We start from the raw sequence: 22,397 nt of genomic DNA, 5'->3' as shown, positions 1-22,397 counted from the left end.
CCAGGATGGAGGAGTGCCCGTCGTACCGAACGAACCCGCCGACGAGTCGGACCGGATCTTCGCGCTGCAGGAGGAGGTCGACCAGCTCAAGGAAGCGGTCGCCTCCCACGCCGTCGTGGACCAGGCCATCGGCATGGTCGTCGCGCTCGCCAGGATCGGCCCGGACGAGGGCTGGGAAGTACTGAAGGACGTCTCCCAGCACACGAACATCAAGCTGCGCAACGTCGCGGACCTGATCCTCATCTGGGGACGGTCCGGAGACCTGCCGCCGGAGATCCGCGTGGCGCTCGAAGAGGCTCTCGACCGCTACGGCCCCCGACAGATTCCGGGCGCGCCGCCCGGGTGACGCGGGGTCCGGGGGCTCAGCCGGAGTCGGCCAGGACCTCTTCGCGCAGGTGGGCGAAGCACGTGCTGAGCAGCCGCGAGACATGCATCTGCGAGATGCCGAGTTCCTCAGCGATGCCGCTCTGTGTCATGCCCCGGAAGAAGCGCAGGTACAGGATGGTCCGCTCGCGCTCGGGCAGGGCCCTGAGGCACGGCTCGACGGCCACCCGGTCGACGACCACGTCGTAGCCCGGGTCGGGGCCACCGAGGGCGTCGCTCAGGGCGTAGCCGTCGGTGCCGGGCATCTCCGCCTCCAGCGACAGCGCCGAGAAGCACTCCAGCGCCTCGGCGCCGGCGCGCACCTCGTCCTCGGTCAGGTGCGCCAGTTCGGCGATCTCGGCGACGTTGGGCGCCCGCCCGGGCGTCTGGGAGAGCTCCTTCGAGGCCTGCCGGACCCGGTTGCGCAGGTCCTGCACCCGCCGGGGCACGTGCAGCGTCCACATGTGGTCACGGAAGTGCCGCTTGATCTCGCCGGTCACGGTCGGCACCGCGTACGCCTCGAAGGCGCTGCCGCGTGCCGGGTCGTAATGGTCGACGGCCTTGACGAGCCCGAGTGCGGCCACCTGGTAGAGGTCTTCGAGGGACTCCCCGCGGCCCCGGAAGCGGACGGCGATCCGCTCGGCCATGGGCAGCCAGAGCTCCACGAGCTCGTCCCGCAGGGCCTTGCGCTGCGGACCGTCGGGAAGCTGTGCCAGGCGCTCGAACGCCGCGTTGGTATCGGGGGCGTCGTCGTGCGGATGAGGCTTCGTTCTGGTGGCGACGGACATGTCGCGCACCTCCCTGAGCGGGTGCTGGATGGACAGACACCGTGGGACGCGCGCAGTCGGACCCTGAGAAGCCGTCGAGGGACATCCGGGGCCCGCTCGGCGGGCTCCCACGGACGTGCCTCCTGTCCGAAGCACTGATTGGAATGTTCCCGCTTCCGGGTGAATCAAAACAAAAACGGCAGATCGTCATATATGTGTTTGACCAGGCCTTGGGAGAGATACCTCTGATACAGAGGTAATGTCGATGCCGTGGACGAAGAGACGTTCCCCGAAGAGCTGGCCGATGCCCTCGTCGGCGTCCAGCGGCTGCTCAGGCGCAGGCTGCGCGCCGGACTGACCGTGCCACGGCTGCGTGGCGCCGAGGTCGAACTGCTGCGCCTGGTCGAGTCGCGCCCCGGCATCGGTGTCTCCGACGCCGCCAAGGAGCTCCATCTGGCCGGGAACTCCGTCTCGACCCTGGTCAACCAGCTGGTCAAGGACGGCCACCTGGTCCGCGGGACCGATCCCGCCGACCGGCGCGCCGCCCGGCTGCTGCTCACCGAGAAGGCCGAGGCACGGCTCAGGGACTGGAAGGAGCGGCGCGTCGCGCTCGTGAGCCGCCACGTCACCCGGCTGGACGCGGCCGATCAGGAGGCCCTGCGCGCCGCGCTTCCCGCCCTGCGCGCGCTCGCCGTCACTCTGCACGAGGAGGCCGAGGACACATGACCCCCGACGCTGTTTCCTGCACCGGGCTGACCTACGCCTTCGGCGACACGAAGGCCGTGGACGGACTGGACCTGACCGTGGGGGAGGGCGAGGTCTTCGGGCTGCTCGGCCCCAACGGTGCCGGCAAGACCACCGCCATCCGCTGCATCACCACCCTGCTCCCGGTCCCGGCCGGGATGATCCGCGTCTTCGGCCGCGACACCGCCGCCGACCCGATGGCCGTACGCCGTCTGCTCGGCTACGTCCCGCAGCAGCTGTCCGCCGACGCCAACCTGACCGGCCGGGAGAACGTCACCCTGTTCGCCCGCGTCTTCGACGTCGCCCGCAGGGAACGTGCCGAGCGTGTCGCCCAGGCGCTGGCGGCGGTCGACCTCACCGACGCCGCCGACCGGCTCGCCGGCACCTACTCCGGCGGCATGGTCCGCCGTCTGGAGCTGGCCCAGGCCCTGGTCAGCGCGCCCCGGCTGCTGATCCTCGACGAGCCGACCATCGGCCTCGACCCGATCGCCCGCACCGGCGTGTGGGAGCACATCAACGCCGTACGCGAGGCGACCGGCATGACCGTCCTCGTGACCACCCACTACATGGACGAGGCCGACCAGTACTGCGACCGGGTCGGCCTCATGCACCGCGGGCGCGTCCGTGCCCTCGGCACCCCCGTCGAGCTCCGGCGGGGACTGGCCGAAAAGCGGGGCACCGACACCGTGCCGAGCCTGGAGGACGTCTTCCGTGACGTCGCCGGCAGCGGACTCGAAGACGAGGGAGGGGATTTCCGCGATGTCCGAAGCACCCGCCGCACCGCGAACCGTGTCGGCTGACATAGGCCTGTTGCTGAGGCCGCCGGAGCCCCGCGCGGGCTGGCGCCTGCTGCCCGCCAGGGTCGTGGCGATGTGCGCCGTGGAACTCCAGAAGCTCAGCCACGACCGCACGGAGCTCTACACCCGCGCGGTCCAGCCCGCCCTGTGGCTGCTGATCTTCGGTCAGACCTTCACCCGCATCAAGGCGATCCCCACCGAGGGCATCCCGTACATCGACTACCTGGCGCCCGGCATCATCGCCCAGTCGGCGATGTTCATAGCGATCTTCTACGGCATCCAGATCATCTGGGAGCGGGACGCGGGCATCCTCAACAAGCTCCTGGTCACCCCCACCCCGCGCTCGGCGCTCACCACCGGCAAGGCCTTCGCGGCCGGAGTGAAGTCGCTGATCCAGGCCGTCGTCGTCATCGTCATCGCCGCCCTGCTCGGGGTGTCGCTGACCTGGAACCCGCTCAAGCTCCTCGGCGTCGGCGCGATCGTGATCCTCGGCTCGGCGTTCTTCTCCTGTCTGTCCATGACCATCGCCGGGATCGTGCTCAGCAGGGACCGCCTGATGGGCATCGGACAGGCCATCACGATGCCGCTCTTCTTCGGCTCCAACGCCCTGTACCCGCTGTCCGTCATGCCGGGCTGGCTCCAGGCCGTCAGCAAGGTCAACCCCCTCAGCTACGAGGTCGACGCCCTGCGCGGACTTCTCCTGGGCACCCGCGCCCATCTGGCGCTCGACTTCGGGGTGCTGGCCGTGGCCGCCGTCCTGGGCATCACCGCGGCCTCCTCGCTCCTCGGCCGGCTGGCCCGTTGATCATGCGGGCGGAACGTGATGTGCGGCACGCCGGTGGAAGGGTTTTTCCGGCCACCGGGCGGATTCTTCCTGCGCACGGCTTGATCAGCGATCAAAGGGGGTGAATTCCCTGGCCACAGCGCATTCTGCTCATTTGACAGTGCATTGAGCACACAGATAGGAAGCAGCTCTCTGAGGTCGAAGAGGTGCACTGTGTACGAGCCCAACGTGGTCGGGGACTGGCAGGAGTACGACGAGCATGCCGGTCTGCGTGTCCGCGTCCACCGTCTGGAGGCGGCCGAGCCGCCGCGCGGACGCGACGACGCCGCCGAAGGGCTCACCTATTTCAGTGTCCGTGTGACCGTCGAGAACCGCGGCGATCAGCATCCGACCGTCCACCTCGAGGACGGCCAGATCGATGTCCGGCTCGGCCCCGACGGCGAGAGCGCCTTCATCGACTGGCGCAACTCGCAGTTCATCGAGGGGTTCGACGTCTACCCGCTGCGCCGCGCCACCGCCGTGCTCTTCGCGGCGGGACCGGAGGCGAGCCTCGGCCAGATCGACGTGCAGATCCAGCTGCGGGTCGACGACGAGTGGGCCGACCGCCGGCTGTGGGCGGGCGGCATCGGACTCGACGAGGGGACGGCCTACTCGGGCGCGGGCCGTGAGGGTCTGGCGTGCCAGGTCAGCAACTTCCTGAGGGACCAGGCCGAAGAGGGCACGGCCTGAGCCGCCGCCCTCCTCGGTCCCCGTGCAGTCGAACTAGTGCGGAATGCCGTCGATGATCTCGCGGGCACCCTGACGCAGCAGCGCCACCGCCACCGAGGTGCCCAGCGTGGCCGGATCGAGCCGGCCCGCCCACTCGTGGGCGTTCAGCCGCGTCTTGCCGTCCGGGGTGAACACACAGGCTCGCAGGGACAGTTCCCCGCTGTGGTCCACGCGCGCGTACCCCGCGATCGGGCTGTTGCAGTGGCCCTGCAGGACGTGCAGGAACATCCGCTCGGCGGTCGCCTCCCGGAAGGTGTCCGGATCGCCCAGCGCGCTGACCGCTTCGATCAGCTCGGTGTCGCCCTCCCGGCACTGGAGCGCGAGGATGCCCGCGCCGATCGGCGGCATCATCGTCTCGGGGGAGAGGATCTCGCTGATCACGTCCTCGCGACCGATGCGTTCGAGACCGGCCACCGCGAGCAGCAGCGCGTCCGCCTCGCGGGCCTCCAGCTTGGCCAGCCGCCGGTTGGCGTTGCCGCGGAACGGCACGCACTCCAGGTGCGGGTGAGTGGCGGCCAGCTGGGCCACCCGGCGCACCGAGGAGGTCCCGATCCGGGTCCCCTCCGGAAGCTCGTCCAGAGTGAGGCCGTCCGGGTGGATCAGGGCGTCACGGATGTCGTCCCGCTTCAGGAACGCCGCGAACGTGGTGCCCGCCGGAAGCGGCCGGTCGGCGGGCACGTCCTTCACGCAGTGCACCGCGAGATCGGCCTCGCCGGCCAGCAGCGCCGCGTCGACCTCCTTGGTGAACGCACCCTTGCCCTCGACCTTGGACAGGTCGCCCATCCACTTGTCACCGGTCGTCCTCACCGGCACGACCTCGGTGCGCACACCGGGATACAGGGCGGTCAACTCGCTTCTGACACGCTCCACTTGGGCCAGCGCCATGGGCGAGTCACGGGAGACGATGCGGATCAGTTCCGGGAGGGACATGCGGGACACGATAGACCCTGCGGAGGTTCGGTGTTTGACGCTCAGGGAGCAACGGGTAGGGAGTAGCGCACCTTTTGCACGGCGCGGGCGCCCAGCCGGTCGTAGAAGCGGATCGCCCCGTCGTTCCACGTCGGTGTCTGCCACTGCACCGCCTCGAGCCCCAGTGTGCGAGCCTCGGCGGCCACGGCGTCCATGAGCAGCACGCCGAGCCCGAGACCGCGGTGCCCGGGCAGCAGGAACAGGCAGTCCATGTGCAGGTATTCGCGGCCCTCCCAGGTGGAGAGTTCGGGCGAGCAGGTGGCGTAACCGGCGAGTCGTCCGTCCGGGAGTTCGGCCACCAGGCAGCGCAGACGGGGCGCGGGGGTGTCGAAGAGGAGCGCGGCCAGCCGCGTGGCCAGGTCGGCCGGGGGCGGCGCGGCCTGCTCGTACTCGGCGTGACGGGCGGCGAGTTCGGCGACGACGGGGAGATCGGCGCGCTCGGCGTGCCGGACGAAGGGGGCCTCGCTCATCGCACGTCCCCCGCGAGCGTGTCCGCGCTCCAGGCGGTGAGACGCTCGGCGAGCGAACCGGTGCCGTCCAGGACGTGCCGGGAGTACGCGCCGCGCTCGTGCGCGAGCACGGCGGCCTCCCACACGCAGGGCGAGAGTCCCGTCCGGCCGGGTCGCAACGCGTCGGGCTCGGCCACCGGGCCCGTGAAGATCGCCAGGTCCGCCATGTCGCCCTCGATCCAGGTGTGGACCAGGACGTAGTCGCCGTCGCCGCCCGCGTGCACGATCAGGACGGCGAGCCCCAGGGAGCCCCGCAGCGGGCCCAGTTCGAGATGGCGCGCGGCGATCCGCAGCCCGCCCTCGGTGTCCTGGCCGGACACGGTGCGGCCGGGTGCCTCCAGCGCGTAGACCTTCACCAGGTGGCCGGCGGCCTCCCGGGTGCCCAACGGCCGGACGGGACGGGCGTGGTGGGTGTCGGCGAGCGCGAGCAGAGCCTCGCTGCCGACGGCGGCGGGCAGTTCCTCGTGAAGATCCATCCGGCCATCATCGGACGCCGGGCTCGGGAGCGTCCACCGCCGCCCGCGAGACGACCGACTCCGGCCAGGACAGCACCACCAGAGCCACCGCCGTCAGCAGCCCGCCCGCAAGGAACGTGCCGCGGACCCCGGTCAGGGGCAGCAGCGCGCCACCGAACAGGGCGCCGACGGCCACGCCCACGTTGAAGGCCGCCGAGTTGGCCGCGAGCGCCGTCTCGGTACGCCCCGGGGCGACATGCAGCACCTGGCTCTGCGTCGCCATGAACGCCGGCGCCACCGAGGCCCCCAGCAGCATGAGCAGGACGACGGTCGCGGCCTGGCTGCTCCCGCCCGCGTACAGCCCGAGCAGGGCGATGGCCTGCCCCGCCACCGGCACGGTCAGCGTGGCCCGCGGATACCGGTCGAGCAGCGGTCCCACCACCGTGACCCCGGCCAGCGCCGCCGCACCGAACGCGGTGAGCACCGCGCTCACCGCGTCCCGCCCGAACCCGCTCACCTCGTCCAGGAAGGCCACGAGGTACGTGAACCCGGTGAACGCCCCCGTCACCGACAGCGCGGTGGTGGTCAGCACGACCGCGAACCGGCGCCGGTCGGGGGCGGCCCCGTACGCCGCATGGCCCGCCTGCGGACGCGAGGTCGGCAGCAGCACGGCCACGGCGACCAGCGACACGGCGGCGAGGGCTCCGAGCACCGCGAACGGCACCCGCCAGCCCGCTTGGCCGCCCAGCCAGGTGCCCGCCGGCACCCCGGCCACGGTGGCCAGCGAACCGCCGACCGACAGCAGCCCGATGATCCGGCCCCGCCGCTCCGGCGCGAACAGCCCCACCGCGACCGGCCCCATCACCGCCCAGAACAGCGCCTGAGCCAGCGCGGTCGCCACCCGGGCGGCCAGCAGCAGGCCGTACGACACGGCGGCGAGCGCGCAGATCCAGCTGGCCAGCGCGAGCACCGCGAGCAGACCCGTCATCAGGTACCGGCGCGGCACGGAGCGGGTGACGTGGGCCAGCGGCAGCGAACCAACGGCCACCGCCAGACCGTAGCCGGTGACCAGCGCGCCAACCGCCGTGAGCGAGACCCGCAGATCGTCCGCCATCAGGGACAGCAGACCCACCGGGAGGTTCTCGGTGGTGTTGAAGGTGAACGCCGCCAGCATCAGTGCCGCGACCACGGCGGCCCTGCGCCAGGGGGCCGGATGTACGCCGCCCATCCAACTGCCTTTCGAGGGTGGGGAAGAGGGACGGCCAGCGTGCGGCGCCGACGGGCACGGCTCTACTCTTTCGTTCCAGGACGAATCGCCGACCGCCATCGGGGAGGGGGACCGCCGTGCCGCTGACCCTGCGTCTGGGGAACGACGACCTCCGACGGTGCCGGTTCGCGGTCTCCCCGCTCTGCCAGACCCACGAGGCGCTGCGCATGCTGCGCCGGTCCGCCCGGCACGGCTACCACCGGGCGTGGCTGCGCCGGTCCGCGCCGCGCGTGGCCGGGCTCGACCTGTCCCCGCTGTGGCTGTTCATCCCGCCGGTCGGCGGTTACACCCCTGACTTCCTGGGGCCGCCGCCCGAGGAGCCGTACCCCCGCTTCGAGGACGAACTGGCCCGCGTCCGCACCACCGACCCCGCCCTGGCCCACGCCGAGATGGCCCGCTCCCTCGCCTGCACACCCGGACTCGCCGAGTCGCCGCAGGGCCGGGCCGCCCTCGACGACCCGGCTGCCGCCGTGCGGCGCCTCGCCGACCTCACCGAGCAGGCATGGCGGGCGCTGGTCGCCCCGGACTGGGCACGCCACCGCGCCGTGCTGGAGGCCGACATCGCGCACCGGTCCCGGCTGGCGGCGGACGCCGGGCTCGACGCGTTGTTCACCGGTCTGCACCCGGACGTCGACTGGACCGACGGAAGCCTCACCCTCCCCGTGCGGGGCGACATGACGGACGCCCAGCCGGCCGACGGGCGGGGCGTGCTGCTCATGCCGAGCGTGTTCGTCTGGCCCGACGTGGTCAGCGGTTTCGCCCGGCCCTGGCAGCCGACGGTCATCTACCCCGCGCGCGGCATGGCCGGGCTGCACGGCGAGGAGGTGCCGCGCCCGTCGGAGGCTCTCGCGCGGCTGCTGGGGCGGCAACGAGCCGCGGTCCTGGCCGGGCTGGCGGACCCGGCCTCGACGACCGACCTGGCGCGACGGCACGGCCTCGCCCCCTCCACCGTCTCCGCCCATCTGTCGGTCCTGCGCGAGGCGGGCCTGCTCCGCTCGCGACGGCAGGGCCACCGGGTGCTGTACGCCCGGACCCCGCTGGGCGACGCGATGGTCGCCGGTGCCTGACCTTCGGCCGGTGCAGGCCGGCCGTCGGGGCCTCAGACGAGCGGCTCGCTCAGTTCGACCGAACGCAGGGCTGCCGCGAGGGCCTGCTGGTCGCCGACGTCCAGAGCCGTGTCGGTGAGCTTGATGACGTGCTCGTCGCCGTGGGCGAGGGCCCGTTCCACGACCTCCTCGGGCGCCAGGCGCACGGCGGGGACGTGGGCGACCGGTGCCACGGGCGCGTACATGGCCGTGACCGCAGCGGACGCCGTCCAGGCCGCGTGCAGACTGGGTGCCCACTGGTCGCGGGGAAGGCAGTCCAGGGTGCGCAGCACGGCGTTGGGGGCGGTGGCCGCGTGCACCAGCATGGTCGGCTCGCCGTGGCCGTGGGTGGCGTAGCGGTGGGTCGCGGCCCGGACGAGCTCGGTGAGCCGCTCCTTCGCGGTGTCCGGGTCGGTGACGTCGTGCGCCCACAGGGGCAGTCGGCGTACGGCCGCCAGGCGGTTCCGGAAGCCCATGTGCCCCGGCTCGATGGCGGGTACGGCTTCCAGGGCGTCCGCGGCGGTCGCCGCACCCGGCAGTTCCACCGGACCCGTGACGGGCTGGTGCCGTGCCGCCCAGTAGCCGAGCGCGTGCGCGAGTTCGGTGATCCGCGGCGCGTTCTCCTCCGCCTCCAGGGCACGCACGGCGTGGCCGACCCGGATGACCGTGTGGGTGGCACCGCCGTACAGGCCGGGCAGCAGTCGCGGCCACCATTCGGCGAGGACGTCCTTCCACGGGCGCTCGCCGAGCGTGCGGGAGAAGTGGTCGGTCCAGTCCGCGATCCGGCGCGGATCGCCCAGTGCCGAGAGCCAGTTGTCGTCCGTGACGGGGGCCGCGCGGTCGGGGAAGTCCTCCAGCTTGTCCCGGTAGAGGTCCAGCCACCGGTGCACCGAGCCGGCCTGTCCGTGCGCGGCGAGCGCCTCGACCACCATGGGGGCGTGGTTGGTCAGCCAGCCCTCCCGCTCCGGGCCGGAGGCGTGGACGCGCTCCAGGGCCTCTTCGAGGTGCCCGCTCGTGCTGCTCGTATCGGTCGTGTCCATGAACAGGACGCTATGCCGGGGGAGTTCGGCGGGGATCGGGCGCGGGACGGAACCCGGCGGTGCCGGGAGTCCTAGGTCCCGCGCCCGAAAGGGCCTTCGCATGCTCGGGAGCTGCGAGCGCCCGGGCGCGGTCGCCGGATCAGGCGTTGGGGTCGAAGGAGATGCCCGACGGCTTCGCCGACGTCAGATGGGCGGCGAAGTTGGCGTCCTTGAGGCCGAAGTTGGCGCTGCCGAAGTCGTAGGCGCTCAGCTTGTCGCGCAGCCCCGAGGGGTAGCCGTTCCAGCCGACCAGCGGCGGGTACTGCCAGGTGCCCTTGGCGTTCTCCGGGGGCTCGTCATTGGAGTTGGCCAGCCGGAAGCAGTGCGTGCTGATGCCGTCCTTGTGGTAGACGATCTTCGCGTGCGTGCCGTCGAAGCGGACGCCGGAAGCCGCGGTCACCGTGAACGAGCCGTGGTTGGACGTCGACACGTACTGGACGGTGCCGTTCTGCACCCAGATCACGACGTGCTCCCAGTCGTGCCGGTGCCCGCCGATGCTGCTGTTCGCCAGCGCCTGGTCCTTCTCGAAGTACAGGCCGTACATGTACGCGCACCAGCCGTTGTTGCACTTGTAGCGCGAGTACGTGTTGGTGTTGTCCAGGTCCGAGGCGTCATGGCAGTCGCCGCTGAGCGAACCGGTCGGGTTCAGGCCGCCGTTGATCGTCCCGTCGGGGCCGATGGCGGGTGTCGGGTAGCAGCCGTCGGTGTCGTAGTCGAAGGCCGGCTGGTAGGTGAACTCGGCGCTCTCGGCGTTGGCGGGCAGCGCCTTCGGCGGGGCGGCGAACGCGACGGAGGGAAAGGCGACGACGAGCGCGGCGGCGCCGACGAGACCGGTGAGCCATCTCGTGCGGTGCTTCTTGAACGACGGTGACGACACTGCGTCCTCCTCGTGTCCGGGCGCAGCCCAACGGCTGGGGGGTTACTGGGGAGTTGAGTTTCTCGACTTTTCATGTCCGCGCCAAGAGGTCGAAGGCGTCACTCCGGTTACGACCCGCCCAACTCTCGGATCATGAAGGTGCGTCGGGGAGGTCGGCCGAGGAGTCCTCCGGCGCTAGATCCGGACGCAGCCGGAGCCAGGACGGCTGACGCAGCAACCCCGCCCGGGTGCGGGTGCTGTAGCGGACCTCGCCGACCAGCCGGGGCAGCACCCAGCGCGCACCCGGGACCCGCGGCACGGGGTCGAAGGGGCACACGTCGGTCGCCGCGGCGGCCAACAGCGCGGCGAGCTCGGTCCGTTCCGCTTCGCTCCAGCCGGTACCGACATTGCCGACGTACCGCAGCCGCCCCCCGCCCCGCTGGCCGACCAGTACGGCGCCCGGCAGTCCGGTGAGCCGACCCCTGCCGGGCAGCCATCCGCCCACGACGACGTCCTCGCTGCGCATGTTGCGGATCTTGATCCAGGCGCGGGAGCGCACCCCGGGTTCGTACACCGAGTCGAGGCGCTTGCAGACCAGTCCTTCCAGGCGGTGCTCACGGGTGGCGCGCAGGGCCTGCTCGCCGTGCCCGACGAGGGCGGCGGGGGTCGACCAGTGCGTCCCGGTGAGCTCCAGCTCGTCCAGTCGCGCCCGCCGCTCGGCGTAGGGGAGCGCGAGGAGCGGGTGCCGCCCCAGGTGCATCAGGTCGAACAGCACCAGATGAACGGGCGCTTCGGCCGCCCGGCGCGCGGCTCTGGTGGGGGCGTGGGCCAGCTGCATGCGCGGCTGCAGCAACTGGAAGTCCGCGCGGCCCTGTTCGTCCAGCGCGAGGATCTCCCCGTCGAGCACCGCGGGTGTGGCGCCGAGCGCGCTGCCCAGCGACCGCAGTTCGGGATAGGCGCCGGTGATCTCCTCCCCGGACCGGGCGCGCAGCACCACCTCGCCGCTCCCGGAGAGGTAGACGACCGCCCGCTGGCCGTCCTGCTTGGTCTCGTAGGCCCAGCGGCCGTCCTGTGCGGCGGGCGGCAGGGCGCCGGGGGTGGCGAGCATGGGCGGGATCAGGGGGAGGGTCACGGGTCAGTTGTCGACGCGGGCCCGGGCCGCCACGCGCCCTGTGCCCCGGTTTCCCCTGAACGGGCGGCAGTCGGGGGTCTTCTCGGGCCTCCTGTCGCAGGTTCACGATGCTGCGGTCCGGGTTCCGCGGGCACACCGGCCGCCGGGCCTGCGGCTGGGTGGTCGGCGGCTCGAGGAGAGGGCCAGGCCGACGCCGGGAACCGTCACCCGGGCGAACGGCACCTCGCTCGCCGGCCTCCGGTCATCGCAGGCGGCGGGTCGGACAACGCAGGTGTCGGATCGGACAACACAGGCGGCGGGTCGACGGCGCGGGCGGGCAGGTGGGGTGAGAGTGGGTCAGATGATGCCGCCGTTGGCCCGCAGCACCTGGCCGTTGACCCAGTGACCGGCGGGGCTCACCAGGAACGACACGACGTGGGCGATGTCCTCGGGTGTCCCCAGCCGCTCCAGCGGGGGCTGTGCCGCCAGGCGGGCGACGGTCTCCTCGTCCTTGCCGTCGAGGAAGAGGTCGGTCGCCGTCGGGCCGGGGGCCACGGCGTTGACGGTGACGTCACGGCCGCGGAGCTCACGGGCGAGGATCAGGGTGACGGCCTCGACCGCGCCCTTGCTGGCCGCGTAGGCCCCGTATCCGGGGAAGGCGAGCCCGACGACCGAGCTGGAGAGGTTGACGAGCGCGCCGCCCGGGCGCAGCCGGCGCGCGGCCTGCTGGTCGACGACGAAGGTGCCGCGGATGTTGGTGCGGTACAGGGAGTCGAGTTCGGCGAGGTCGAGGTCCGCGATCGGGGCCAGGGGCATCCGGCCCGCGGAGTGGACGACCGCGTCGACACCGCCGTACGTGGCCTCCGCCAGGTCGAACAGGGCGGCCACCTCGCTCTCGTCGGCGACGTCCGCGCGGGCGGCGAAAGCGGTGCCGCCGGTCTCCTGGATGGTGCGCACGGCCTCGTCCGCGGCGTCCTTGTTGCCCGCGTATCCGACGACGACCGAGAACCCGTCGGCGGCGAGCCGCTGGGCGATCTGCCGTCCGATGCCGCGCGATCCGCCGGTCACGATGGCGACGCGCTGTTCCGTCCGGGGTCGAGTGGTCATGACTGCCTCCGCTGTTAGCGATGCTACGACTTGCTCGTAACGACGATAACACGGATCCGTAGCGTTGTTAACCTCTGACTCGTATCGACGCTACGAATGTCGTACGGTGGGCCCATGGATGCGAGGGAAAAGATTCTGGAAGCGGCCGCCGAGCTGCTGGCCGGTGCGTCGGCCGCCGATGTCTCCACGCGTGCTGTGTGCGAGAAGGCCGGGGTGGGCGCGCCGATGCTCTACCGGCTCTTCGGTGACAAGGCGGGGCTGCTGGCCGCCGTGGTCGACCGGGGATTCGAGCAGTACCTCGCGTCCAAGCGGGCGGCGCGGCCGAGCGCGGATCCGGTCGAGGACCTGAGGAGCGGCTGGGACAACCACATGCGCTTCGCGCTGGAGCACCCCAGCCACTACCGGCTGATGTACTCGCCCGAGCTGACCGTGCCCCCGGCCGCCGCCCAGGAGGCGCACGACCTGCTGCACGGCATCCTCGAACGCTGCGCGGCCGAGGGGCGGCTGACGGTGCCGCCCGCCCTGGCCACGCAGATGATCATGTCTGCGAATGTCGGGGCGGCCCTGTCGATGCTGACCAGGCCGGAGCAGTACACCGACGTGAAGTTCTCGCAGCGGCTGCGCGACGCGGTGCTGGACTCGGTGACCCGGCCCGCCGACACCGACGCGCCCCGCGAGGGCGGCTCGGTTCCCGTGGCGGCCGCCACGCTCGCGGCCCGTCTGCGTGCCGACCTCCCACCGGTGCTCACGACGGCGGAGTCGGCCCTGCTCCAGCAGTGGCTGGAGAAGCTCTCCGAGAGGTGAGGGCTCAGCGCTCCTCGGGCGGCAGCGCCTGCACCAGCCCCGACTGGTAGGCCATCACGACGAGCTGGGCGCGGTCCCGGGCACCCAGCTTGGTCATGGCGCGATGGACGTGGGTGCGCACGGTCAAGGGGCTGACGAACAGCTTCGCCGCGATCTCCTCGTTGGAGTGCCCCTCGGCGACCCACGCCATGACCTCGCGTTCCCGGGTGGTGAGGCCGGTCAGGTCGTCGGCGCCCGCGAGCCGGGTGCCCAGGCCCGGCGCTGAGAGGAAGCGGGTGATCAGGGTGCGGGTGGCGCCGGGGGAGAGCAGGGAGTCGCCGGCCGCGACGGTCCGGATGCCGTCGAGCAGGGCGTCGGCGGTGACGTCCTTGCCGAGGAAACCGCTGGCCCCGGACCGCAGCGCCTGAGCGACGTACTCGTCGATCTCGAACGTGGTCAGGATCAGCACCCGGATCTCCGACAGCTCCGGGTCCGCGCAGATCGCGGACGTGGCGGCCAGGCCGTCGGTACCCGGCATGCGGATGTCCATGAGGATCACGTCGGGGCGGTGCACGCGCGCGAGGTCGACCGCGGCGGCGCCGTCGGTGGCCTCCGCGACCACCTCCATGTCGTCGCACGAGTCGATGAGGATCCGGAAGGTGGCCCGCAGCAGGGCCTGGTCGTCGGCGAGCAGTACGCGGATGGTCATGGGGTCCGTTCCTGGCGTTCCGGGTCGGCGGGGTTCAGCGGGAGCCGGGGGTGCCCCACCGCGTCCGGCCGGTCGGTGCCGGGGCGGTCCTCGGTGCCGTACGGGAGCGCGGGCAACCGCATCGCGGCCGTCAGGGCGACGACCGTACGGACATGATCGTCGGCGTAGTGACGCAAGGGGGTGCTCATCGCTCTCCGGTCGTGTCCTTGAACCATGGTGGCCGAGCCCGCCGGGTGCGGCCGCCGCGACCCGGCAGGGTGGGACATGCGTCCCGACTACCGTGCTGCGGGTCGCCAGTCTTTCGGGTGCCGGGTCCGCCCGTCGTCGTACCACCGCCGACAACGCGCCTACTGAGAACGCAGTACACGCCCGGAGCGGGTCCACCCTGGGCAGGACCTGACGGCCGCCTGCCGGCGGCCGTCAGGCGGTGGGCGGCCGTGTCAGGAGGAGGTCCCGGCCGAGCTCTGCGCCGAGGCCGGTGCGGCAGCCGCCGCCGGGGCCGCGGTGCGCGGGCGCGGGATGAAGGAGGCGATGGCGAAGGCCAGCAGTGCGGCACCCGCGCCGATCGCCGCGACGGTCTTGAAGCCGGTGCCTCGCGGTGACGGAGACCCGCCGCAGATTACTTGAGTTACGCAACAAGAGGGTAACCTGGCGGGCATGCCCTCACAGCCGCTCCCCGACGTCCCCGCGTCCCCGGAAGTCATCGAGATCGAGCGGGCGCTCACCCGCATCACCTACCTGAGCACCCGCGCCCGCCGGCACGACCGGCTGATGGCCCTGGCCGAGGTGCCGCTGGACCGGGCCGCCGTCGCCCTGCTGCGGCAGATCGCCGACACCGAGCCGATGCGCCCGGGGGAGCTGGCCAACCGGCTCGGCGTGGAGGCTTCCCACGTCACCCGTACCGTCCAGCAGCTGCAGAAGTCCGGGTACGTCACCCGCGTACCCGACCCCGTCGACCGGCGTGCCCAGCGCATCCAGCTCACCGGGACCGGCCGGGAGGCCATCGACCGCATCCGCGACGCCGGAGCCCGCGGTATGCAGCTGGCCCTGGCCGAGTGGTCGCCCGAGGAGCTGCGGCAGCTCGCCGGCCTGTTCCACCGCATGGTCGACGACTTCCTATCCCACGCCGTCGACGACGAGACCGAGGAGGCGGCGCGCGCCGGGACCTGCTGACGCTCACCCCGCCCGGACGAGCCCGGCGGGACCGGGTCCGCGCAGCCCGCGCAGCAGCAGACCGCCCGGCGCGGGCAGCACGACCAACGGAATCGGCGGGTCCGCAGTGACGCGGTGTCGGCCGGCGCCCCCGGTGCACGGCGAGCCGGCCCGCCGACGCTCACCGTCAGGCCCGGCGTGACGCCGCTCGCCGTGCCCACGCGTCGGGGCAGGTGGTCCTGGCCGCGTGTGAAGTGCACGGAACGCACGCTCAGCCGTCGTTCCGGCACTCGTTCGGCATGACCTTCCCGCAGTGGCGCACCCAGTCGCGCCTCCACCACGCCCTGCGCATGCCGGCCGACGACGCCCCCGTCGCGACCGTCGCCCACCGCTGCGACTGGTCCTCCGCGAGCGCCTTCATCGACTTCCGCCGTTCCTTCGGCTGTGCCCCGGACACCCACAACCGCCGTGCCCCGTAGGGACGGAGGCCGCCGTACGAGGTGTTTGTACCGTCCAGTAATGTGCGCGGCAGCCCCCCGAAGGAGGAACCGTGCCACGGTCCCCACGTTCGCCCCTGCTGCTCGCCGGCTTGCTGGCCACAGCGGGTGTCGCCCATTTCGCGTCACCGCGTTCGTTCGACGCCACCATCCCGCAGGCCCTTCCCGGCACGCCCCGGACCTGGACCTACGCCAGCGGCGCCGTGGAGCTCGCGCTCGCCGCCGGTCTGGCGCTGCCGAAGACCCGGCGGACCGCCGCGCTCGCCTCGGCCGCCTTCTTCGTCGGGGTGTTCCCCGCCAACGTCAAGATGGCCGTCGACTGGCGCCACCGCCCCGCCCCGCAGAAGGCGGCCGCCATCGGACGGCTGCCGCTCCAGGTGCCGCTCGTGCTGTGGGCACGCGGCATCGCCAGAAACGCCGCGAACGGGGAGGGCCGGGCATGAGCAAGGCGTTGGAGACCGGCGACACCGTCGAGGACTTCGAGCTCCCGGACGAGACCGGCACCAGCCGCAAGCTGTCCGAGCTGCTCGCCGACGGCCCGGTCGTCCTCTTCTTCTACCCCGCCGCCCTGACGGCCGGCTGCACCGCGGAGGCCTGCCACTTCCGCGACCTGGCCGCCGAGTTCGCCGCCGCCGGCGCCCAGCCGGTCGGCATCAGCGGCGACACCGTCGAACGCCAGCAGGAGTTCGCCGGACGCCACACCCTCGGCATGCCCCTCCTGTCCGACGTCGACGGCCGTATACGCGAGCTGTTCGGCGTCAAGCGCGGCTTCTCCCTGGCCCCCACCAAGCGCGTCACCTTCGTGATCGCCGAGGACCGCACCGTCCTGGAAGTCGTCCGCAGCGAACTGCGCATGAACACCCACGCCGACCGCGCCCTCGAAGCCCTGCGCGCACACCGCGCGTGACGGACGGGGCACGGTTGCCCCGTTTCGGTTGATGCGGTCTGACAAAGGGACCATCCTGGACGATATGGAGCATGTCTCCGCTACGGCGGTCACCGATGCCGCAGGTGTCGTCACGGGGTGGAGCGAGGGTGCCCGGCGGCTGACGGGACACACGGCCGAGGAGGTCGTGGGACGGGCCGCCCGGGAACTCCTCGCCGACCAGCCGCCGGGACCGGTCGTGGCGGCGCTGAAGGGAACCGTCGTACTGCGGCACCGCGACGGTTCCCCCCTCACGCTCGTCCTGGACGCGTGCCCCGTGCTGGGCGGCGACGGCACACCGACCGGATACGTGATCACGGGCCGGCCCCCCGGCAGCGCCGAGCAGACCCTGGCCGGGCAGGCCTTCCAGCAAGCCTCGATGTCCATGTCGGTCTTCGACACCCGACAGCGCTACCTGCGCCTCAACGGGGTGGCCTGCAGGGTCATGGGAGTGCCGGAGGAAGCCCTGCTCGGCCGCTTCTTCGCGGACACCGTCGAGGACGCCGAGCACAGCCGCGGTTTCCTGGCCAACCTGCGCCAGGTGGCCGAGACCGGCAGACCGGCCCGCTACGAGAGCTTCGCCGGCGCGCCCGCCCTCAACCACGAACACGCCTGGACCTGCGAGATGTGGCCCCTCCACGACGAGGGCTCGACGGAGCCGACCGGCGTCGCCCTGGCCGCCTTCGACAGCAGCGACCAGTACTGGGCCCGGCAGCGACTGGCTCTGCTCAATGAGGCGGCGGCCACCATCGGCACCACCCTCGACGTGGTGCGCACCACCGAGGAACTCGTCGGACTCCTCGTGCCCCGCTACGCCGACTTCGCCAGCGTCGACCTCCTCGAATGGGTCCTGGGCGCGGACGAACCGCCCACCGTCCTCGAAGGCGACATCGCCCTGCGCCGCGTCGCCCACGGCTCCGCCCACGAGGGCACCCCCGAGGCCGCCGTCCGTCTCGGCGCGACGGACGTCTACCCCGCCCCCTCGCCGCCCGCGCGGGCCCTGCGGGACGGGCGGGCGGTCCTCAGCCAGGCCGGCGAGCCCGACTTCGTGCGCTGGGTCGCCGAGCGCAACGCCCGCGCCCCGGCCGGCCGCTCCTACCGCAAGGGCGTCCACTCCCTGCTCGCCGTGCCTCTCAAGGCCCGCGGCACCACCCTGGGCGTCGTGGTCGCCGTCCGGATCGCCCACCCCGACGATTTCGCCGAGGACGACGCCGTCCTTGGCGAGGAACTCGCCAGCCGGGCCGCCGTCTGCATCGACAACGCCCGCCGCTTCGCCCGTGAGCGCACCACCGCACTGGCCCTGCAGAACAGCCTTCTGCCCCGCGGCCTGCCCGGGCAGGCCGCGGTCGAGGTCGCCCACCGCTACCTGCCCTCCGGCTCCCTGGCCGGCATCGGCGGCGACTGGTTCGACGTCATCCCGCTCTCCGGCAGCCGCGTCGCCCTCGTCGTCGGCGACGTCGTCGGTCACGGCATCGCCTCCTCGGCCACCATGGGGCGCCTGTGCACGGCGGTGCGCACCCTCGCCGACGTCGACCTGCCACCCGACGAGCTCCTCACCCACCTCGACGACCTCGTCACCCACCTCGCCTCGGACGACCGTGAGGACGACGCCGCGGAGCTGGGCGCCACCTGCCTCTACGCCGTCTACGACCCGGTCTCGCGCCGCCTCACCGCGGCCGCCGCCGGCCATCCGCCGCCGGCCCTGGTCCTGCCCGACGGCACCACGCAGCTCGTCCCGCTGAGCGCGGGGCCCCCGCTCGGGGTCGGCGGACTGCCCTTCGAGGCCACGGAGATCGAACTGCCCGAGGGGGCCGTCGTCGCCCTCTACACCGACGGGCTCATCGAGGACCGGGACCGCGACGTCGACCACGCCACCGACGAACTGTGCCGCGCGCTCACCGCGAAAACGGACACCCTCGACGATCTGTGCGACATGGTCCTGAAGGCCGTACTGCCCGAAGAACCCGGCGACGACGTGGCCCTGCTGCTGGCCCGCACCCGGGTGCTCGGCGCGGACCAAGTCGCCACCTGGGACGTCGAGCCCGACCCCGCCCAGGTGGCCGCGACCCGGCAGGCCGCCACCCAGCAACTGGCCGCCTGGGGACTGGAGGAGGCCTCCTTCGTCACCGAACTCGTCGTCAGCGAACTGGTCACCAATGCCATCCGGTACGGCGAACCGCCCATCCAGCTCCGGCTGATCCGGGACCGCACCCTCATCTGCGAGGTCTCCGACGGCAGTTCCACCTCACCGCACCTGCGGCGCGCCCACGCCTTCGACGAGGGCGGCCGCGGGCTGCTGCTGGTCGCCCAGCTCACCCAGCGCTGGGGGAGCAGACAGACCGGCAGCGGCAAGACGATCTGGGCCGAGCAGTCCCTGGAACCGCCCGGCCTGTGATCGCCGCGTTGATCGGGATCACTGGAAGGAGCAGCCGGGGTTCGGCACGTCCTCGGAGTACGGCGAGCCGTGCGGGAGCACGTACAGCACCTCCAGGACGAGCGGGGTGCTTCCCTCGTTGCGGCCGAAGTGGACGTCGCCGGGGCCGCCCGGCTCGCGCACCACGGTGCCCTGCGGGTAGACGCCGTCACTGGCGCAGTCGGCGTGGTAGTGACTGAGGGTGCCCTGCTTGACGTACCCGTAGACGGGACCGTCGTGGTAGTGCCAGCCGGTCGCCTGGCCCGGCGGGACGGTGATCTCTCTGAGGACGTAGTCGGTGTCGCCCACGGTCTTCTGGGCGATCAGTGTGCCGGTCACTCCGGGGCCGGGCGGGGTCGCCTGTGCGGCACCGCCGGTGAAGACGGTGGCGGTGACGACCGCGCCGGATATGGCGGTACGGAGCGCGATGCGCATGCGGAAGGCCTCCTGGCTCATGAGCGTGAGCGACGACGTGTCGCGGTGGACGTCGTTGTGAACATAGAGGCCCGCACGGGTGGCCGGGGCGGTGTTCGGCGGATCTTCCCGCTCAGTTCTCCTCGGCGGCGACCTGCGCCAGGGCCCGGCCGGTCCGGACCGAGCGTGCTCGGCGCGGATCCGGTGTGCCGTGTCCGCGCGCCCGTCCCTCGGCGGTCTTCACCAGCAGCCAGTTGTCCTCACGGAAGCGGGTGAGCGCGTACCGGCCGCGCAGCTTTGTCCCGTGCAGCCGGAACGTGGCGTGCCCGCGCTCCAGCGACTCGGCGAAGTCGACGGGACGCCCCTGGCGGTCGTGGCTCAGGGGTTCGTAGGTGCCGCGGTCCCAGACGATCACCGTGCCGCCGCCGTACTCGCCCTCGGGGATCACGCCCTCGAAGTCCTCGTACTCCAGCGGATGGTCCTCCGTCGGCACGGCGAGGCGTTTGTCCTTGGGCACGTCGGAGGGGCCCTTCGGGATCGACCAGGACTTCAGCACGTCGCCGACCTGGAGCCGGAAGTCGAAGTGCATCGTGCTCGCGTCGTGGATCTGCACGACGAACCGGGGCGCGGCATCCGTGGGGGCCTGCCGCCCTTCCGGCTCACGGGTCCGTCCGAAGTCCCGCTTGCCGTGGTAGTCCCTCAGTCGCTCACTCACCTGAGGCTCCTTTCGGAGCCTCCCGGGTACCCCTGCGGTTGTTCAGAACTCCTCGTGCACCTCCGGGTCACCGCCCAGGCGTCGGTGTTCGCGGTCGCCGATCGCCGCCATCTCGGGCTCGCTCAGCTCGAAGCCGAACACGTCGAGGTTGGTGCGCTGCCGCTCGGGGTCACCGGACTTCGGGATGGGCAGGGCGCCGAGCTGGACGTGCCAGCGCAGGATCACCTGGCCGGGCGTGACACCGTGCGCTTCGGCCACGCCGGTCACGGCCGGGTCGTCCAGGAGGTCCGAACCCCGGCCCAGCGGGCTCCAGCTCTCGGTCACGATGCCCTTGTCGGCGTGGAAGGCGCGCAGCGCGTCCTGCGGGAACAGGGGGTGCAGCTCGATCTGGTTGACGGACGGCAGGACCCCGGTCTCCCTCTCCAGCCGCTCGATGTGCGCCGCCGTGAAGTTGGAGACCCCGATCGACCGTACGAGGCCGTCCTCGCGAAGCTTGATCATGGCCTTCCACGAGTCGATGTACTTGTCGACCCGGGGGAGCGGCCAGTGGATCAGGTACAGGTCCACGTACTCCAGGCCGAGACGGGCGCGGGACTCCTCGAAGGAGGCCAGGGTCTCCTCGTACCCGTGATGCCGGCCGGGCAGCTTCGTCGTCACGAGGACCTCCTCGCGCGGGACGCCCCCGGCGGCCACGCCTCGACCGACACCGGTCTCGTTCCGGTAGTTCGTCGCCGTGTCGAGGAGCCGGTAGCCGCTCTCCAGAGCGGTGGCGACCGCCCGCTCCGCCTCGGCGTCGTCCATCGGCCAGGTGCCCAGACCGAGGGCGGGGATCTTCGTTCCGTCGTTGAGCACGTGCGTCGGGATGCTGATCACGTCCGGACCTTCCCTTGACTGTGTCGTCCTCCCAGCCTCACGGATAGGGTGAGCAATGATCAACCGGACGGGCGGGGACGAGGGCAGCGGACGGCATGGACGGCACCGAGGACAAGCGGTCGGCGGGACCGGGGCGTCCCACGTCACGGGACGTCGCCCGGCTCGCCGGCGTGTCGCACACCGCCGTCTCCTTCGTGTTCAACGGCCGCGCCGAAGGCAACCTCTCGCCCGCCACCCAGGAGCGCATCCGCCGCGCCGCCACCCAGCTCGGCTATCGCCCCGACCCCGTCGCCCGCGGCCTGCGCAGCCGCCGCACGGCCGTGATCGGCCTGGTCACCGACGAGATCGCCTCCTCGCCCTTCGCTGGCCGGCTGCTGCGCGGCGCCATGGAGACGGCCTGGGACAGTGACCACCTCGTCCTCACCGTCGACTCCGGCGGCGACCGCGCCAAGGAGGACGCGGCCGTCGCCGAACTCCTCGACCGACGCGTCGACGGCATCATCTACGCGGCCATGTCCCTGCGCCGCGTCCGCGTCCCCGAGGGCCTGCACCGCACCCACTCGGTCCTGGCCAACTGCCTGCCCGACGACGACTCCCTGCCGTGCGTCGTCCCCGCCGAGCGGGCCGGCGGCCGTACGGCGGCCCGGTTGCTCCTCGACCAGGGCCACCGCAGGATCGCGCTGGTCGGGGGGCAGCAGGACATCGCGTCCGTCGAACGGCTCCGCGGCTTCCGGGACGCCCTGCGCGCGGAGGGCGTCGACCTGCCCAAGGACTGGATCGTGCGCACCGGCGGCGAGATCTCCAGCGGCTACGAGGGCGCGGCCCGCGTTCTCGACGGCGTCCCCGCCGAACTGCGCCCGACGGGGATCTTCTGCTACAACGACCGGGTCGCGGCGGGCACCCTGCACTGTGCGGCACGGCTCGGCATCACCGTGCCCGGCGAACTGTCGGTGGTGGGCTACGACGACCAGGAGCACATGGCCGCCCACCTGTCCCCGCCCCTGACCACCGTCGCGCTGCCGCACCGGGAGATGGGAGAGGCCGCCGCCCGTCTCCTCCTCGACGCCATCGACACCGGCCGCACACCGCCCGCCACGGTCCGGCGCGTCGCCTGCCCGTTGATCGGCCGGGGCTCGGTGGGCCCGGCGCCGACAGCGTGAGCGCGGACGAGGCGCGCTCCTGACGGCAGGACGGGCCGCGACCACGGGGACGTTGTCCGGCGCGGTACCGGTCAGGTCGCACGGACCGTGGCCCA

The 22,397-nt window shown here is 72.3% G+C and carries 26 protein-coding genes and 2 pseudogenes; 13 read left to right on the top strand and 15 right to left on the bottom strand.

Going from position 1 to position 22,397, the window contains the following annotated elements:
* Positions 1-13: 13 nt before the first annotated feature.
* A complete protein-coding gene (locus tag IOD14_RS24635; protein WP_249126055.1) occupies positions 14-346 on the top strand; it encodes an ANTAR domain-containing protein in 333 nt (110 codons plus the stop codon).
* Positions 347-362: 16 nt separating this feature from the next.
* On the opposite strand, the gene IOD14_RS24630 is transcribed toward IOD14_RS24635, so the two are convergent.
* A complete protein-coding gene (locus IOD14_RS24630; protein ID WP_123986981.1) occupies positions 363-1,151 on the bottom strand; it encodes an RNA polymerase sigma factor SigF in 789 nt (262 codons plus the stop codon).
* Positions 1,152-1,400: 249 nt separating this feature from the next.
* On the opposite strand from IOD14_RS24630, the gene IOD14_RS24625 reads away from it, so the two are divergent.
* From IOD14_RS24625 to IOD14_RS24610, 4 genes are all read left to right on the top strand, one after another.
* A complete protein-coding gene (locus IOD14_RS24625) occupies positions 1,401-1,856 on the top strand; it encodes a MarR family transcriptional regulator (RefSeq protein ID WP_123986980.1) in 456 nt (151 codons plus the stop codon).
* Positions 1,853-2,674, top strand: a complete 822-nt coding sequence (locus tag IOD14_RS24620; protein ID WP_212671550.1) for an ATP-binding cassette domain-containing protein — start codon at positions 1,853-1,855, stop codon at positions 2,672-2,674. Before IOD14_RS24625 ends, IOD14_RS24620 begins: the two co-directional genes overlap by 4 nt.
* Positions 2,634-3,476 carry an ABC transporter permease gene (locus tag IOD14_RS24615; RefSeq protein WP_123986978.1) on the top strand — a complete coding sequence of 281 codons (843 nt, stop codon included), beginning with the start codon at positions 2,634-2,636 and terminating at the stop codon, positions 3,474-3,476. Before IOD14_RS24620 ends, IOD14_RS24615 begins: the two co-directional genes overlap by 41 nt.
* A gap of 192 nt (positions 3,477-3,668) precedes the next feature.
* Entirely contained in the window at positions 3,669-4,184 is a 516-nt protein-coding gene (locus IOD14_RS24610; RefSeq protein ID WP_123986977.1) for a hypothetical protein, read from the top strand.
* 33 nt (positions 4,185-4,217) lie between these two features.
* On the opposite strand, the gene hemC is transcribed toward IOD14_RS24610, so the two are convergent.
* From hemC to IOD14_RS24590, 4 genes are read right to left on the bottom strand one after another with little or no spacing between them, the layout of a single operon-like run.
* Positions 4,218-5,153, bottom strand: a complete 936-nt coding sequence (hemC, locus tag IOD14_RS24605; RefSeq protein WP_212671549.1) for a hydroxymethylbilane synthase — start codon at positions 5,151-5,153, stop codon at positions 4,218-4,220.
* Between the two features lie 41 nt (positions 5,154-5,194).
* Entirely contained in the window at positions 5,195-5,662 is a 468-nt protein-coding gene (locus IOD14_RS24600; RefSeq protein WP_212671548.1) for a GNAT family N-acetyltransferase, read from the bottom strand.
* Entirely contained in the window at positions 5,659-6,177 is a 519-nt protein-coding gene (locus tag IOD14_RS24595) for a hypothetical protein (protein ID WP_212671547.1), read from the bottom strand. Before IOD14_RS24595 ends, IOD14_RS24600 begins: the two co-directional genes overlap by 4 nt.
* A gap of 7 nt (positions 6,178-6,184) precedes the next feature.
* The gene (locus tag IOD14_RS24590; protein WP_212671546.1) at positions 6,185-7,384 is read right to left on the bottom strand and encodes an MFS transporter; all 1,200 of its coding nucleotides are present in this window, start codon (positions 7,382-7,384) and stop codon (positions 6,185-6,187) included.
* A 116-nt stretch (positions 7,385-7,500) separates the two neighbouring features.
* On the opposite strand from IOD14_RS24590, the gene IOD14_RS24585 reads away from it, so the two are divergent.
* Entirely contained in the window at positions 7,501-8,490 is a 990-nt protein-coding gene (locus IOD14_RS24585) for a DUF5937 family protein (protein ID WP_212671545.1), read from the top strand.
* Between the two features lie 32 nt (positions 8,491-8,522).
* Here the strand turns inward: IOD14_RS24585 and IOD14_RS24580 are convergent, their stop codons facing one another.
* The 4 genes from IOD14_RS24580 to IOD14_RS24565 form a co-directional block, all read right to left on the bottom strand.
* Positions 8,523-9,548 (bottom strand): questin oxidase family protein, encoded by a 1,026-nt coding sequence (locus IOD14_RS24580; RefSeq protein ID WP_212671544.1) that lies wholly within the window; start codon positions 9,546-9,548, stop codon positions 8,523-8,525.
* A 139-nt stretch (positions 9,549-9,687) separates the two neighbouring features.
* Positions 9,688-10,464 carry an NPP1 family protein gene (locus tag IOD14_RS24575; RefSeq protein WP_123986970.1) on the bottom strand — a complete coding sequence of 259 codons (777 nt, stop codon included), beginning with the start codon at positions 10,462-10,464 and terminating at the stop codon, positions 9,688-9,690.
* Between the two features lie 130 nt (positions 10,465-10,594).
* Positions 10,595-11,575, bottom strand: a complete 981-nt coding sequence (locus IOD14_RS24570; RefSeq protein WP_212671543.1) for an ATP-dependent DNA ligase — start codon at positions 11,573-11,575, stop codon at positions 10,595-10,597.
* Positions 11,576-11,911: 336 nt separating this feature from the next.
* A complete protein-coding gene (locus tag IOD14_RS24565; RefSeq protein WP_123986969.1) occupies positions 11,912-12,661 on the bottom strand; it encodes an SDR family oxidoreductase in 750 nt (249 codons plus the stop codon).
* A gap of 114 nt (positions 12,662-12,775) precedes the next feature.
* Between IOD14_RS24565 and IOD14_RS24560 the strand changes: the two genes are divergently transcribed.
* Positions 12,776-13,465 carry a TetR/AcrR family transcriptional regulator gene (locus IOD14_RS24560; RefSeq protein ID WP_123986968.1) on the top strand — a complete coding sequence of 230 codons (690 nt, stop codon included), beginning with the start codon at positions 12,776-12,778 and terminating at the stop codon, positions 13,463-13,465.
* A 4-nt stretch (positions 13,466-13,469) separates the two neighbouring features.
* Here IOD14_RS24560 and IOD14_RS24555 read toward each other — a convergent pair whose 3' ends face one another.
* Positions 13,470-14,153, bottom strand: coding sequence for a response regulator transcription factor (locus IOD14_RS24555; protein WP_123986967.1), 684 nt, complete (start codon positions 14,151-14,153; stop codon positions 13,470-13,472).
* Complete coding sequence (locus IOD14_RS24550) at positions 14,150-14,341, bottom strand: hypothetical protein (RefSeq protein WP_123986966.1); 192 nt, start codon at positions 14,339-14,341, stop codon at positions 14,150-14,152. The genes IOD14_RS24555 and IOD14_RS24550 overlap by 4 nt, the downstream gene beginning before the upstream one ends.
* Positions 14,342-14,810: 469 nt before the next feature.
* Between IOD14_RS24550 and IOD14_RS24545 the strand changes: the two genes are divergently transcribed.
* A complete protein-coding gene (locus tag IOD14_RS24545) occupies positions 14,811-15,326 on the top strand; it encodes a MarR family transcriptional regulator (RefSeq protein ID WP_123986964.1) in 516 nt (171 codons plus the stop codon).
* A gap of 3 nt (positions 15,327-15,329) precedes the next feature.
* On the opposite strand, the pseudogene IOD14_RS44510 reads toward IOD14_RS24545, so the two are convergent.
* Positions 15,330-15,568 (bottom strand): annotated as a pseudogene (locus tag IOD14_RS44510) (MFS transporter); the annotation flags it as partial.
* A gap of 33 nt (positions 15,569-15,601) precedes the next feature.
* Between IOD14_RS44510 and IOD14_RS24540 the strand changes: the two are divergent.
* From IOD14_RS24540 to IOD14_RS24525, 4 genes and pseudogenes are all read left to right on the top strand, one after another.
* Positions 15,602-15,784 (top strand): annotated as a pseudogene (locus tag IOD14_RS24540) (helix-turn-helix domain-containing protein); the annotation flags it as partial.
* Positions 15,785-15,855: 71 nt separating this feature from the next.
* Positions 15,856-16,245 (top strand): MauE/DoxX family redox-associated membrane protein, encoded by a 390-nt coding sequence (locus tag IOD14_RS24535; RefSeq protein ID WP_212671542.1) that lies wholly within the window; start codon positions 15,856-15,858, stop codon positions 16,243-16,245.
* The gene (locus IOD14_RS24530; RefSeq protein ID WP_280846653.1) at positions 16,242-16,709 is read left to right on the top strand and encodes a peroxiredoxin; all 468 of its coding nucleotides are present in this window, start codon (positions 16,242-16,244) and stop codon (positions 16,707-16,709) included. The genes IOD14_RS24535 and IOD14_RS24530 overlap by 4 nt, the downstream gene beginning before the upstream one ends.
* A 64-nt stretch (positions 16,710-16,773) precedes the next feature.
* Positions 16,774-19,122, top strand: coding sequence for a SpoIIE family protein phosphatase (locus IOD14_RS24525; protein WP_212671541.1), 2,349 nt, complete (start codon positions 16,774-16,776; stop codon positions 19,120-19,122).
* A gap of 18 nt (positions 19,123-19,140) precedes the next feature.
* On the opposite strand, the gene IOD14_RS24520 is transcribed toward IOD14_RS24525, so the two are convergent.
* From IOD14_RS24520 to IOD14_RS24510, 3 genes are all read right to left on the bottom strand, one after another.
* Positions 19,141-19,575, bottom strand: coding sequence for a cupin domain-containing protein (locus tag IOD14_RS24520; protein ID WP_212671540.1), 435 nt, complete (start codon positions 19,573-19,575; stop codon positions 19,141-19,143).
* 112 nt (positions 19,576-19,687) lie between these two features.
* Entirely contained in the window at positions 19,688-20,269 is a 582-nt protein-coding gene (locus tag IOD14_RS24515; RefSeq protein ID WP_212671539.1) for a DNA polymerase ligase N-terminal domain-containing protein, read from the bottom strand.
* Positions 20,270-20,311: 42 nt separating this feature from the next.
* Entirely contained in the window at positions 20,312-21,142 is an 831-nt protein-coding gene (locus IOD14_RS24510) for an aldo/keto reductase (protein WP_212671538.1), read from the bottom strand.
* Positions 21,143-21,237: 95 nt separating this feature from the next.
* Between IOD14_RS24510 and IOD14_RS24505 the strand changes: the two genes are divergently transcribed.
* The gene (locus IOD14_RS24505) at positions 21,238-22,302 is read left to right on the top strand and encodes a LacI family DNA-binding transcriptional regulator (RefSeq protein ID WP_123986959.1); all 1,065 of its coding nucleotides are present in this window, start codon (positions 21,238-21,240) and stop codon (positions 22,300-22,302) included.
* The last annotated feature ends 95 nt before the right edge of the window (positions 22,303-22,397 follow it).

The organism is Streptomyces sp. A2-16 (assembly GCF_018128905.1).
Taxonomy (GTDB): Bacteria; Actinomycetota; Actinomycetes; order Streptomycetales; family Streptomycetaceae; genus Streptomyces.
Note: the sequence above shows the minus strand (reverse complement) of the source record. Positions and strands in the feature narration are given on the sequence as shown.